Genomic DNA, 12938 nt, shown 5'->3' on the forward strand with positions numbered 1-12938 from the left:
ACGAATACCGGATAGAATCTCATCATTATTACCTGCATGAAAAAAGAGCTGCTCACTCCGTGGAGTTGACAGCTCTTTTCTCTATTAGGCCTTCACTGCTTCCGTGATGGAATCCTTGGTGATTTTCCAGTGGGACGTATGCCACTTTACTTGTCCGTCATCCAACAAGAAGATTTGCGGGGATTCATGCTTGATCCCGAAGCGCTCTGCGACTGCATTGGAAACGGGCCGGTCTTCGATGACGTGAATCACTGCTGCAGGTACGCTTTGCTCTTGCAAAAACGACTGGAATTCGGAATACGCCGTTGCGCTGATCGGGCAAGTCGTGCTGTGTTTAAACAAAAGTCTTTTTCCGCTCTCTGCGACAAACTGATTCAAATCCTCCGTGGAGGAAAGCTGTTTTTGTGCCACGCTGTATCTCTCCTTTTCATCTACCCTGTGGTTTTCAGTATACAGAAACAGGCAGCTGAAAGTCTACGTTACCGGTGCAGGAGAAATATATGTGCATTAGAAAACTTGGCTCCGCCCAGCTTGGCGGTGGAGCCATAGTTGCACTTATACTGGCTAAGAATCTTATAAATTCTTACTGTACAAAGAAAAGACGCCTCTTCCGGCGCCCCTCCCCCTTCGTTTACACCATGATTTTTGTCAGTCTTTCACGCAACTCCAGCATCCAGCTCTCGTCTCCTAGTGACTGTGCCAATAGGAATAAGTCCAAAAGCTCGTTAACCCGCTCACCCAAGACATCGCGTACGGATGAGTCCAGACCTTCATTGGCAACCAAAACCAATATATTGGATAACTCTGACATTTCTTCGAATTCGATCGCCTGACGCTCAGGATGCTGCCCCAAGTCCTCCATCAGTGATTTCAGATCGTCTTTAATCACATCAACCACCTGGGAATGGGCGCAGCAGTCGTCCACGCAGACGTGCACCGGTACGTTCATGATCTTGACCCGTTTGCGGTACACGACGTTGCGCAGCACGATTTCCATGTCTTTTCCGCAGCGGCTGCATTTCTTCTGCATCTTTTCACCTCTATTCCACATATGTATACCTCTGTACTATTCGTGAAACTCTTCTTCAATCCTGCTAAACCCTAAGTGGTACATGGTGGATACAGAGGCAGATAAAGAAAAGCGATGCCTTGTGGAGGCACCGCTTTTTTCAGGTCATATCCCTTGGTTTTAAAGGCAGAGACAGGTTAGGCGTAAATCGCATTCACTTTTTCACAGTGAGGGCAAACAGCGACCTTGCCTGCGTGGCCTGCTTCATCTTCCACTCGGTACCCGGTAATGCGCTCGGAGAAGCAAAACAGACACTCCGTATTGAAATCCATATCGTATTGCGCTTTCCAGACGATGGATTTAAAATCTTCCCCTACATTAATGGTGATGGGTACGAGATCGTGTTGGAGGCTGGACAATGATCTTTGCATGTATTTAACATCCTTTCGCTATTGCAAAGTCTTTTGGTATCCTCTAGCTTTTCCTGCTTTTCAGAATAATAAACATCGAAACGCTTACAGATTCGAAATCTTGGCCGCCCTCCAAAAGAATCTTCCCAAAAATGGGCATATGCCCGTATCGGCGCTGTGCGAAAACCCATATGTTATGGGTGTAAGCACAAGAGGCTTAACACATTAAAGGAGGATGTTTCTCATATGAGTAGCATTTTTAACGGCGGTTTCGATGGATTCACTCTTGTACTGATTTTGTTCATCCTGCTGGTAATTGTAGGATGCGGCTGCGAATAAATCAGTCTGGATTAACCAGGAACATTTAGGTACGGTGCTGCATATACATTAAAACCGAATCCTGTTAAGCGCGTTTCTACGCACGCTACCCATTCACGTGGGTAGCTTTTTTGTGTGCGTGTTGTGTACAATACATACTGAATGATATGGAAAGCGAGGGATACTCTTCCTATGAAAGATTCTCGTATCGAACAACTGGCAGATGTACTGGTGAACTACTCCACTGCCGTGCAGCCCGGTGAAAACGTATTGATTTACGCGATCGGCCAAGTTCATGATTTGGTGAAAGCTGTCATCAGCAAGGTATACGAAGCAGGCGGCCACCCTTATGTGCAGCTGATCGACCAAACGATCCAGCGTGAGCTTCTGCTTGGAGCAAATGAAACGCAGCTGGGTGTCATGCGCGATGCGGATGTCTCCTTTATGAAAAAAATGGACTGCTACATCGGGATCCGTGGCGGCGATAACATCAGCGAGCTGGCAGACGTCCCTGGTGATAAAATGCAGCTGTACTCCAAGCTGTTGATGCGTCCGGTTCTGGACGTACGTGTACCGGAAACGAAATGGGTCGTGCTCCGCTACCCGAATCCATCCATGGCGCAGCTCGCCAACATGAGCACGGATGGCTTCGAGGATTTCTATTTCAAGGTGTGCACGTTGGATTACGGCAAAATGGACAGTGCGATGGACAGCCTGGTCGAGCTGATGGAAAAGACAGACAAAGTCCGCCTGACTGGTCCTGGCACCGACCTGACTTTCTCCATCAAAGGAATTCCCGCCATCAAATGCGCTGGAAACGCCAATATTCCTGACGGGGAAGTGTTTACAGCGCCTGTGCGCGATTCGGTAAACGGGACGATTTCCTACAACACTCCTTCGCCGTACCAAGGCTACACCTACGACAATATTAAGCTGACTTTCAAGGATGGCAAAATCATCGAGGCTACTGCCAACGATACGGAAAAAATCAACGAGGTTTTCGATACGGATGAAGGCGCTCGTTACGTTGGGGAGTTTGCCATTGGAGTGAATCCTTTCATCCAAAACCCGATGAAAGACATTTTGTTTGACGAAAAAATCGATGGCAGCTTCCACTTTACCCCAGGCCAAGCCTATGACGAAGCGTTCAATGGCAACAAATCCTCCATTCACTGGGATCTCGTCATGATCCAGCGCCCTGAATGGGGCGGCGGAGAGATATGGTTTGATGATCGTCTGATTCGCAAGGATGGACGATTTGTGATTCCAGAGCTCGAGTGCCTCAATCCGGAAAACCTGAAGTAAGACGGCAAGCCGAAAAAGGGAGGCACTTTCCCTTGGGGCAAGCAGACGGCAATCGAAGCGACCTGAGTCCGATATTCAAACGGGCTCAGGTCGCTTCATTCTTGTGGAACAGAATGTAGGCGATCCGCACTAACAAGAGGCCGAAAATCGAGTAGGAGGGAGCGACTAACTCCCGTCCTCTCACACCACCGTACGTACCGTTCGGTATACGGCGGTTCATCAAGCTTGACGAATGACAGAATATCGTTGTAATAAGCTTTTCAGCCCTTGTTGTTGCCAATATGCAACTCCGAGGGCTTTGTGCATTTGAGGAGTCTTTGTGGTACGCCATGCACCCTTTCTGGTGTTTGCAATTTCTATTGCTTGGACGTGCGATAAACCCAGAGAGCGAAGTTCTCGATATCGGGTTCGTACTCGCTTCCACTGAGACCACAAGCAAAGTCGAAGTCTACGTCGTATCCATTCGTCGATAGATTGAAGGATTTTCTTTGCATCCGCAAGGGCAAAATATCCGATCCAACCCATGAGGTACTGGTTTAGCTTCCGAATCCTTTCATCCATAGAGATGCTCCATACCGGATTAGTGATGAAGCGGATTTTCTCTTTCAACTTCAGAAGTGATTTTGGATGAAGCCGAATCCTTGCTTGTTTTGCATTAGTGAAACCGAAACCGAGGAACTTACGCTTCCAAGGTCGATCCACTGCGCTCTTCTGCTCATTTACTTTAAGCTTAAGTACCTTCTCCAAGTAGCTTTGGATACTTTCTTTTACCCGTTCTCCCGCCCGCTTTGTTCTCACGTAGATATTGCTATCGTCTGCGTATCGACAAAAGCGATGTCCCCTCTTTTCCAGTTCTTTATCCAAATCGTCGAGCAAGATGTTCGCCAATAACGGACTAAGTGGACCACCTTGTGGTGTGCCCTCTACTGCCGAAAGGCAGATGCCATTGACCATGATGCCTGCTTGTAGATATGCGCGAACAAGTTTCAACAAAGCTTTATCTTTTACTTTTCGAGCAACCCGACTCATTAAAATATCGTGATTAACCCGGTCGAAGAATTTCTCTAAGTCCATATCCACGACAAAGCGATATCCTTCGGAAATATAAAATTGTGCTTGTCTCATGGCGTCATGCGCACCACGGTTCGGTCGGAATCCGAAACTGGATTCTGAGAAGTGGGGGTCAAATATAGGAGTAAGAACTTGGAGGATGGCTTGTTGAATAAAGCGATCTATCACGGTAGGAATACCTAATAACCTTACTCCTCCGTCAGATTTCGGGATTTCGACTCTGCGGACAGGGGAAGGTTTGTAGGTCCCTTTCATAATCTGCTTTTTAGTGGTCAACCAGTGTTCACGGATATAATCGCGCAGTTGTTCGGTTGAAACACCGTCGATTCCCGCCGATCCTTTGTTTCTTTCCACTCTTTCGAGTGCCACTAATAGATTTTCTCGTGACAGGACTTTCTCCAACAGCTCCATGACGATACCCTTCCTCCGCACGCATCCTTCTAGTCTTGCCGGACAATACTCAGCCCTCTCTTGTACCCTCAGGGCTTCACCCATTTTCTCCAAGAGTAGTTCCTTACAGAATTCTGCTTCACAGTATTATCACGAAAGTGATTAGCGGATGTGTTGACTTAATGTTCAGCCCTTCCCCGTTCAAGCGTCCTTTACTTGGGTACTATGGCTTCTGCTGACTTCTGCATGTTCAGCGTCTCCTTACGAAGACGGTTACCAACATTTGAAGGCACTTCATGCAGACCTCCCCAGGTAAGAGCGATAACTTTCATCCCATGTACCTGCCCAAGTTTACTGCTGTATTCCTTGGCTGTATGGGGCTTCGTCTTGTTTGGCAGACTCACCCGAATACAACAGCCTCAAATTGGGTTCGTGTACCTCAGGTCGGGACTTTGCCGCCGGCTTCCTTCAGATTCCACCTCGCGGTGGACACCCTTGCCTTGGGCTAACGGTTGGTACAGCCAACCCCCGTTCGGGACTTACACCCTAGAGCTATCGCCCATGCTGGGCGCACCAAGATAAAAGCCCCTGTATGCACAGGAGCTTTTGGATGTTGTGCATTCTGTAATTCTATGGGGAAGAAATGACGATGTCACCAAATGTTACGCAATCGCTGACAAGCAATTGTTCATCCGGTACAACGATAATGGTCGCTGTAAAGACCACGATCCCACACTGATCAGTCAGTAACAGGATGATCACATCCGGCAGGACATTATCAAAGAAGTTGAAGGTATATGAGCTGAATCGTCCCGATGGCAACGGTCAGCGGAATACCAATGGATAGGGAAACATTCGGTACAAGCGCATTGTGTATGTGTATCTCGTCAAACCATTCGAAGCTCCCCATTAAATAGGTATTTACCTTCTTCCTATAAGGGAGAGGGAGAGCAAGAGCCAGATGCAGGATGCAGTAACCCATTTTCCCCATAAAAAAACGCGGGAGGAATTACCCGCGTTGCTTGAAGGAAAATCCCCCCATCATAGACAGAGTAAGCGCTTGCTCCTTTCTGTCTACAATGAGGGGATCCTACCACCTAGTCTTCACTTTTGGTTTGGCATAAGCTTGGCGTACGTTAGTATGAACCTGAGTAAGCGGGCTGTTTCAGCAGAGTAGACGACTTTTGTTCCAGGAACGCAATCGTCGATTCCAAATGGTGAATCGTATATTCCCAGCAAAAGCGCTGATACTCGTCAAAAGAGGCTTCCAGCTTTTTAAAGGTAGAAAGGCTTTGCTGCAAGACCTGGCGCTGGACTTCGATACAGCTCTCCATCAATTCCTTCTGTTCCTTTTCATTGCGGCTCTTTCCGAAGAAGATTTTAACCAGCATATCGGAGCGGAGAACAGCAGGAACGATCGGCGTCTGAATCTCCTGCAGGAAGGTTTCTTTTCCGAGCTCTGTAATGCGGTACAGAATTTTGTTTGGTTTGCCGGATTGAATGATTTCCTGCTTCGTCACGTATCCTTCTTCTTCCAGCTTGCGCAAAGCCGGGTAAATCGCCCCGAAGCTTGCATCATAAAAGAAGCCAATACTGTTGGTAAATGCCTGCTTTATATCGTACCCACTCATCTCACCATAGCTCAAAAAGCCAAGTATGATCGTTTTTACATCCATCTCTTCGCATCCTCCATTACCGTTCTTTTCTTTTCTCTCTGTGTCGGCTCGGGCAGATCGATTCTCTACGCTTTGCGAGTATCCGCGCAGCCTTTATGTTCAAAATATTCTTTAACTAAATGTATTATAATTCGATTCTAATAATTATACCAATGCTATTTCTTTATTATATCAATCAAAAATAATGATATATAAACAGTGATATATGCTCGAAGCTAAGAAAATTGGGCTTCCCTCCACAATCCACTCCCCATAAGATGATACATACCTATCTGCTGTAGGGGGAGAAATCGGTGAAAAGTAAAAAATGGTCCCAATATACGCGGGTAAAGTACCCCGTGAGCAGCAGCAGTTTGCATCCCTTCAACTTTTTTGTGCCCATCGTGGAACGAGTCCAAGAGGGAGTGGTCTCCATCGTCACCGAGGACGCTCCCCATTCCAAAAACATGGATTCCTTGATTCGCAGCCTGATTAATGAAGAAGAAACACCATCCACCACGGAGCGCAGCTTTGGTTCAGGCTTCCTTTTTCATCCCAAAGGGTACATCCTGACCAGTGAGCATGTCATCGGTAAATCCAAAAATATTTACGTCAAGCTGTTTAACGGCCGTGTATTCGAAGCACAACGGATTCTGTCCGATCGTGTGCGGGATTACGCCGTGATCAAAATCGATGCAGACTGCAAGCTGTACCCACTGGCTTTGGGAAACTCCAGCCATACCAAGGTAGGCGAATGGGTCATCAGTGTCGGTTCCCCACTTGTCGCCATAGAGCCAAAAAGCGCAGCAAGGTCAGCCTTACCTTCGCCGGCGCGAGGACAGCTCCACCTCTTTGGTCAGCCTCTTCGTTTTTTCCTCAATCAGGTAACAGGCATACTGTACGGGTCTGCATATGGCTTCCGCGTATAAATCCAGTGCGCCCATCTGCTGGAATACTTCGCGGCCAGGCTTTGGATTGACCTCGATCAGCCACGTTTTGCCCTGCACATCTACCCCGATATCAAGTCCGAATTCCATCATGCGGCCAAAATGCTCTTCCAGAACCATCGCTACCTGATGGGCCATATGGTGACATTCCTGAAGAATCTTTTGAGCCCGCTCCTCGCCAAAGCGCCTGGAAACTAACAGATGAAATGGAAGGGCCTTGCCTCCTCCGTGCAAATTGGACGTCGAGCTCCCCTTCTCTCCCACCCGGACAGCGCATCCCGTCACCCGCCATTCGCCTTTCTTATCCTTTTGGATCAACAGGCGCACATCCGTGACACAATCGGGCACAAGCTCCAAATCCAGTCCTTGCTGCAACAAAAAATTGCCGTCGCGAATGCGCTGCTCGTTTACCCAGCGCTTGACCCATTTACCGACTTCCTCAGGATCGGATAGGCTCGCCGTCTTGCGGGCATAGTTTTTGTCACGTCCAGACAGCTGATACTTGCTGCCGCGTTCCGCGACCTTCAGAATGCTTTTGCCTCCTGTGCCATTCCCGGGCTTCACATAAAGAATCGGATGCTTTACCAGCATCGTCTTCAAGGTGGCGGGAGCATAGACATGAGTCTCCGGGATCCAGCGCTTCACCCGTGCATCCTTTGCGAGCAGCTGGGTAACCCGCCATTTTTTGCTGAAAGGGCTATTGGCAAAATCAAAAAGCCCGCCGTGTCGCAGCTTCATATATTCAGGCACGCGTCTGCGGTACCGATCGATCACAATTTGCGGCCAAGCAAACCAGCCGCTCTCCCATCCCCCTGACTCCTTTGGGACAAATCCTCTGATTTTCTTTTCGCTGGCGAACACGTCTTGATGGGAGAAAACAAATATCTCAGCCCCCAGCAAGTGACCCGCATGAACCAGCCTTCTCAGATACTCCGGTTCTCCGAAGCGCTTCCCCTCTCTCCAAGCCAAGATGCCGATGATCTTTTTGGGTGACATACCCGCACTCATCCCTTCTCTTTTTCATAGTGTATGTGCACCTTGCCCGGCATTGGCACAGCCTAACGGGAAACAGGCTTGGACCTGCCGCTTTTTGGGTGCATAGCCTATCCGCTTTTAGGCGAACATGAGTAGAAATGCAAGGGTAAACTTATGTTACTTACTTTTTTCAAGTCCATGTGCTACAATAAAGATCAATTCAAACATGTTTGGTAGAGGTGACTCGTCATGAATCAGGATTTTGCTGGCGAACACATGTGTCCGAAATACGAAGGGGCGATCAACGTCCTGGGAAAGCGCTGGACTGGCTTGATCCTCCATGTTCTGTTGCGCGGTGCGGTACGCTTTAAAGACATCCGGGAAATGGTTCCTCAAATGAGCGATAAAATGTTGTCCGAGCGGTTAAAAGAACTGGAGGAATTGGAAATTCTGGAACGGAAAGTGTATCCAGAGATTCCTGTTCGCATCGAATATACCCTAACGGAAAAAGGAAAAGACCTGCGTCCCGTCATTGAATCCATTCACGAATGGGGTCAACGGTGGATGTAGTCCCCCGCCTCGTCTCCAAGATGAGCTGCGGGGCTTTTTTTTATTTGTCCAGGCATAAGCAAACCCTTCCTGCTGTAGACTCTAGCAACGTTGCAGCCACAGGAGGGAAGCTCATGCGAACAGCTGTCTATATACGTGTCAGCACGGAGGACCAGGCACGCGAGGGATTTTCCATTCCTGCCCAGCGAGAAAAGCTGCTCTCTTACGTTCATTCTCAGGATTGGACGCTCAGCAAGCTTTACGTGGATGAGGGCGTCAGTGCCAAGGATACCAACCGGCCAGCGCTGGCAGAACTTTTACAAGATGTCCGAAGCGGAAAAATCGATGTCGTCCTCGTCTACCGTCTAGATCGGCTCACGCGGTCTGTGCTCGATCTGTACCAGCTTCTGCAGGAGTTCGAACGCTGCAGCGTGCATTTTAAGAGCTGTACAGAGGTCTACGATACGACTACAGCTATGGGAAGGCTCTTCATTACTTTGGTGGCCGCACTCGCGCAGTGGGAACGGGAAAATCTAGCCGAACGAGTCAAGCTCGGCATGGAGCAAATGGTCAAGGAAAGAAAGCGCCCCGGTGGTCCCCCGCCCTTTGGCTATGTGCTCGTCGATGGAGCCCTGCAGCTGCATCCTGGGGAAGCTGGCACCGTTCACACGATGTTCGAACAGTACCTACAGGGAGCATCCCCGCGCCAAATTGCGGAACAAGCGAACAGCTTAGGGGCGAGGGGCAAAAATGGAGCCCCCTGGTGCGCAAGTGCCGTTTTACGCCTGCTCAAAAATCCAGTCTACTATGGGGCGCTGCGTTGGAATCATGCTGACTCTACCCAGCGTCAAAATCCCCCTGAGGATTGCCTCCTCGAGGAATCCACACATCCGGCAATCGTCGATGAGCATACCTTTCTTCAGGTCCAGCAAAAGATCCGCGACAGGAGCTCTCGGCATCCTCGCGTCCTCGCATCCTCTTTTCTATACTCCGGCCTGCTTTACTGCTCCCACTGCGGCTCTCCCATGCGCGGAAAGGCGACACGCTCGCAGACAGATGCAGGAAATAAAAACGCACACATCTACTACGTTTGTTCCGCCAAGCACGATGCCTCCTGCCCCTCTGTCGCCCTTCGCGAGGATCGGGTGGAGAAGGCCCTCCTGCAGCAGCTCATGCAGTATCCGAAAGAATCTCGGGAAGCAGCTGCGACTGTCCAATCGGCAGAAGGCAGCAGCCAGCAGCAAGTCGAGGCACACAAAGAAAAAACGCTCTCGCAAAAGCGAAAGCGCTGGGAAGATGCTTATGAGAATGGCTTGATTTCCTTGGACGTTTTTCGATCCAAGCTGCACGAGCTAACATCCCAAGCCATACCGCCATCCCCTGCCAAAGCAGAGGTCGAGTCAACTGTACCCGATAGTACGAACAAAGAAAGCTTCTTGACGAATTGGGATATGATCTGGAATTTCGCGACTCGCGAAGAAAAAAGGCAGCTCACTACTCAGCTCATTGCACGTATGGAAGCACAAGCCTGCTCGCAAATTGCCCATCAAAGAAATCGAGAAGTCATTCTGACCGATCTGCAGTTTCGCTGATGCATGCTCGTTTTTGCCTCTACGGGAACACGTGGCTCCCCACTTGGTTTGGAAAATTCGGTCACTGCTGGTATCATCAGCGCAAAAAACAGAAGATTGCAGGTAGCCAAACGTTTGTATGAAGAAATCTTTCAGACAGATGCCGCCATCAATCCGGGTAACAGCGGCGGACCGCTCATCAATCTGAACGGAGAAGTCATTGGTCTAAACGCCTTTATCATCCAGTCCAGTCAATGTCTTGGCTTTGCCATCGGGATTGACGCCCTGAAATCCCAGCTGGAGCAATATGCGTTCAAATAAGCCGCTTGCATGGACCCATTCGTGAAAAAGTAAACTTGGCTGCGCCACAGCGGCGTAGCCTCTGCCAAAAGGGTACACATATAGACATATAGAAAAAACCCCGTCTAGCGGGACGGGGCTTGTTTCTCGTATGCGATCAGATAAACATTTTGACCATCTGAATTGATTTGTTCCTCAGCCTGTTTGAGCTGTTGCAGCTGTGCATTCGACAGTTGCGCAAGAGGCAATTCATGCAAGCGATTTTGTTCCATAGCACATTCCTCCGTTGGTATCAGACTCGTAGGATAGTCTGTCCACCACCGATGATATGTATTTACGCTGTCATGTGAAAAGCCTTGGCAATAGCCGAACACGAGCGCTTACAAAAGAGAATGGGCAGCTCCCGGTCTTTTGCCTGGCTCTTTACGGTTTTAGCCAGATTGTGATTGACGTAGTCAGTCAGCACCAGGATCATATGTGTACCCGTTGGTATTTTCACTCCGGTTTGCGAGCTTTTTCTTCCCGTTACGTGATGGATTTCTTGGAATCCCCTCTCTTGCAAGAACTCGATAATATTCCCGAGGCGATCCCCGCCAATGACTAGAATGGATGACATAGCCGTGTTACCTCCCTAAATTTTTGATTGTGTATGTGATCTATGCGGATTCTCAGTTATCCAATTGATAATGAATATCACTATTATTGATAAATATTATCATTCCCATTTAGGTTTGACAATACTCTCCACGATATCTTTTTTGTAAAAAAACAAAACTTAATAAAACCTTGGATTCAGAGCTTGAATTGTACGGAAAAGGAACGGAAATCCTTTTTAAGTAGAACAAATCCAGGAAAATGTACATACGTCTTGCCCGGTGTATTTTTCCAAATGTATAATGAAGAAATAGATCACTTGTGAGGAGGTGGCGTAGGGTGCAAGACTTTACACAACTGCACACCATTTTTGATCGCACTAGAGGCTACATCAATCGCTTCATGGGCATCATTCAGCCGATTATTGACGCTGCCCAGGACGAGCACACTCGTCTGTACTACCATCACATTCTGGAAGAAGAAGAACAACGCATGGGACGCCTGCAGCAGCTGGTTCCTCATCTAGAATCTTTGTCTGCCGAGAAAAAGTCAGATCAATTGAGTGACCGCGAGCTGTCCCAGTTGCTTTCTGATATTAATCTGGAGCGCTTCGGACTGCACAATTTCCGTGAGCACCTGGAGCTTTCCCTGTACGAATTTCGGGATGACGAGACGCGCATGGAGCTCGATGGCATGCGTGAAAAAACACATGCAGACTATCTGCAGGTGAAAGACATCATGAGCAAGCTCAGTGAGCGCTTTTCCGATGTGTATACCACGGATCTCACTGATCACGATGAAGGCCACGATGTTCATCAGGTTGATCACCTGAAAGCATCGGCGAGCGCGCCTTTGGGCGTAGCATCCGTGATCACCCATCCACAGGCCCCTGTCTCTGGTAAAAAGGGACTGACGGTGGGCAGCTTAAAAGGTCTTCATTAATAGAACGATCCTGTATGACTTGGAGGTAACGCTATGGACAAGCTTCGTAAATACCCGGATTCTCCCCTGACGAACGAAGAATGGAACCAACTGGACGCAACTGTTATCGACATGGCTCGCCGTCAACTGGTTGGCCGTCGTTTTATCGATATCTACGGACCATTGGGTGAAGGGATTCAGACCATCACCAATGATGTTTATGATGAGTCCCGCTTCGGTGGATTGAGCCTGCGTGGTGAGTCGCTGGAAATGACCCAGCCTAGTCGCCGTGTCAGCATGACTATCCCGATCCTGTATAAAGACTTCATGCTCTACTGGCGTGATGTCGCGCAAGCTCGTACACTGGGCATGCCACTCGACATGAGTGCGGCTGCCAATGCAGCTGCCGGCGGCGCCCTGATGGAAGACGATCTGATTTTCAATGGCGCTGCAGAATTCGATCTGCCGGGCTTGATGAACGTGAAAGGACGCCTCACCCATCTGAAGAGCGACTGGATGGAGTCCGGCAATGCATTTGCCGACATCGTGGAAGCTCGCAATAAGCTGCTGAAAATGGGTCACAGCGGTCCTTATGCGCTCGTAGTTTCTCCTGAGCTTTACGCCCTGCTGCACCGTGTACACAAAGGAACAAACGTACTCGAGATCGAGCACGTGCGCAATCTCGTAACAGACGGTGTTTTCCAATCGCCAACGATCAAAGGACGCAGTGGTGTCCTCGTCGCTACTGGCCGCCACAATCTCGACTTGGCCATCGCGGAAGATTTCGACTCTGCTTTCCTCGGAGACGAACAAATGAACAGCCTGTTTCGCGTCTATGAATGCGTGGTCCTTCGCATTAAGCGTCCAAGTGCAATCTGCACACTGGAAGAGACAGAAGAATAAGGTTTGCCATCAGCTAGGAA

17 protein-coding genes are annotated in these 12938 nt (G+C 48.9%); 8 read left to right on the forward strand and 9 right to left on the reverse strand.

Translation table 11 applies throughout. The annotated features are described in order from the left end of the window. Positions 1-84 precede the first annotated feature (84 nt). The 3 genes from ytxJ to ACLIN2_RS21245 form a co-directional block, all read right to left on the reverse strand. Positions 85-411: a bacillithiol system redox-active protein YtxJ gene (gene ytxJ, locus ACLIN2_RS21235; protein WP_092268803.1), complete on the reverse strand. Its 327-nt coding sequence runs from the start codon at positions 409-411 to the stop codon at positions 85-87. Between the two features lie 220 nt (positions 412-631). Next, positions 632-1030, reverse strand: a complete 399-nt coding sequence (locus ACLIN2_RS21240) for a hypothetical protein (protein ID WP_092268801.1) — start codon at positions 1028-1030, stop codon at positions 632-634. Positions 1031-1206: 176 nt separating this feature from the next. Further along, positions 1207-1440, reverse strand: coding sequence for a hypothetical protein (locus ACLIN2_RS21245; RefSeq protein WP_092268799.1), 234 nt, complete (start codon positions 1438-1440; stop codon positions 1207-1209). A gap of 225 nt (positions 1441-1665) precedes the next feature. On the opposite strand from ACLIN2_RS21245, the gene ACLIN2_RS21250 reads away from it, so the two are divergent. Beyond that, the gene (locus tag ACLIN2_RS21250; protein WP_092268797.1) at positions 1666-1758 is read left to right on the forward strand and encodes a YjcZ family sporulation protein; all 93 of its coding nucleotides are present in this window, start codon (positions 1666-1668) and stop codon (positions 1756-1758) included. Positions 1759-1929: 171 nt separating this feature from the next. Then, positions 1930-3042 carry an aminopeptidase gene (locus tag ACLIN2_RS21255; RefSeq protein ID WP_411502042.1) on the forward strand — a complete coding sequence of 371 codons (1113 nt, stop codon included), beginning with the start codon at positions 1930-1932 and terminating at the stop codon, positions 3040-3042. A 219-nt stretch (positions 3043-3261) separates the two neighbouring features. On the opposite strand, the gene ltrA is transcribed toward ACLIN2_RS21255, so the two are convergent. The 3 genes from ltrA to ACLIN2_RS21270 all read right to left on the reverse strand — a co-directional run bounded on the left by ltrA (position 3262) and on the right by ACLIN2_RS21270 (position 6179). Beyond that, positions 3262-4524 carry a group II intron reverse transcriptase/maturase gene (gene ltrA / locus ACLIN2_RS21260; RefSeq protein ID WP_411501590.1) on the reverse strand — a complete coding sequence of 421 codons (1263 nt, stop codon included), beginning with the start codon at positions 4522-4524 and terminating at the stop codon, positions 3262-3264. 609 nt (positions 4525-5133) lie between these two features. Then, entirely contained in the window at positions 5134-5325 is a 192-nt protein-coding gene (locus ACLIN2_RS21265; RefSeq protein WP_411502043.1) for a hypothetical protein, read from the reverse strand. 314 nt (positions 5326-5639) lie between these two features. Then, entirely contained in the window at positions 5640-6179 is a 540-nt protein-coding gene (locus ACLIN2_RS21270) for a PadR family transcriptional regulator (protein WP_092268793.1), read from the reverse strand. A gap of 293 nt (positions 6180-6472) precedes the next feature. Here ACLIN2_RS21270 and ACLIN2_RS21275 point away from each other — a divergent pair, with 293 nt between their 5' ends. Next, entirely contained in the window at positions 6473-7087 is a 615-nt protein-coding gene (locus ACLIN2_RS21275) for a S1C family serine protease (RefSeq protein WP_411502044.1), read from the forward strand. On the opposite strand, the gene ACLIN2_RS21280 is transcribed toward ACLIN2_RS21275, so the two are convergent. Next, the gene (locus ACLIN2_RS21280; RefSeq protein ID WP_411502045.1) at positions 6977-8101 is read right to left on the reverse strand and encodes a YheC/YheD family protein; all 1125 of its coding nucleotides are present in this window, start codon (positions 8099-8101) and stop codon (positions 6977-6979) included. The genes ACLIN2_RS21275 and ACLIN2_RS21280 overlap by 111 nt on opposite strands. A gap of 228 nt (positions 8102-8329) precedes the next feature. Between ACLIN2_RS21280 and ACLIN2_RS21285 the strand changes: the two genes are divergently transcribed. The 3 genes from ACLIN2_RS21285 to ACLIN2_RS21295 all read left to right on the forward strand — a co-directional run bounded on the left by ACLIN2_RS21285 (position 8330) and on the right by ACLIN2_RS21295 (position 10521). Next, positions 8330-8650, forward strand: a complete 321-nt coding sequence (locus ACLIN2_RS21285; RefSeq protein ID WP_092268787.1) for a winged helix-turn-helix transcriptional regulator — start codon at positions 8330-8332, stop codon at positions 8648-8650. A 113-nt stretch (positions 8651-8763) separates the two neighbouring features. Beyond that, positions 8764-10221, forward strand: coding sequence for a recombinase family protein (locus ACLIN2_RS21290; RefSeq protein ID WP_411502046.1), 1458 nt, complete (start codon positions 8764-8766; stop codon positions 10219-10221). Between the two features lie 3 nt (positions 10222-10224). Then, positions 10225-10521 (forward strand): S1C family serine protease, encoded by a 297-nt coding sequence (locus tag ACLIN2_RS21295; RefSeq protein ID WP_092268783.1) that lies wholly within the window; start codon positions 10225-10227, stop codon positions 10519-10521. A gap of 104 nt (positions 10522-10625) precedes the next feature. On the opposite strand, the gene ACLIN2_RS21300 is transcribed toward ACLIN2_RS21295, so the two are convergent. Next, positions 10626-10772, reverse strand: coding sequence for a hypothetical protein (locus ACLIN2_RS21300; RefSeq protein ID WP_170184463.1), 147 nt, complete (start codon positions 10770-10772; stop codon positions 10626-10628). Between the two features lie 62 nt (positions 10773-10834). Beyond that, the gene (locus ACLIN2_RS21305) at positions 10835-11116 is read right to left on the reverse strand and encodes a DUF2325 domain-containing protein (RefSeq protein WP_092268781.1); all 282 of its coding nucleotides are present in this window, start codon (positions 11114-11116) and stop codon (positions 10835-10837) included. A gap of 317 nt (positions 11117-11433) precedes the next feature. Between ACLIN2_RS21305 and ACLIN2_RS21310 the strand changes: the two genes are divergently transcribed. Continuing rightward, positions 11434-12036, forward strand: coding sequence for an IMEF encapsulin system ferritin-like cargo protein (locus tag ACLIN2_RS21310; protein ID WP_122960667.1), 603 nt, complete (start codon positions 11434-11436; stop codon positions 12034-12036). Between the two features lie 33 nt (positions 12037-12069). Beyond that, positions 12070-12918 carry a family 1 encapsulin nanocompartment shell protein gene (locus ACLIN2_RS21315; RefSeq protein ID WP_122926168.1) on the forward strand — a complete coding sequence of 283 codons (849 nt, stop codon included), beginning with the start codon at positions 12070-12072 and terminating at the stop codon, positions 12916-12918. Positions 12919-12938 lie beyond the last annotated feature (20 nt).

This window comes from Brevibacillus centrosporus (assembly GCF_046622605.1).
Classification (GTDB): Bacteria; Bacillota; Bacilli; order Brevibacillales; family Brevibacillaceae; genus Brevibacillus; species Brevibacillus centrosporus.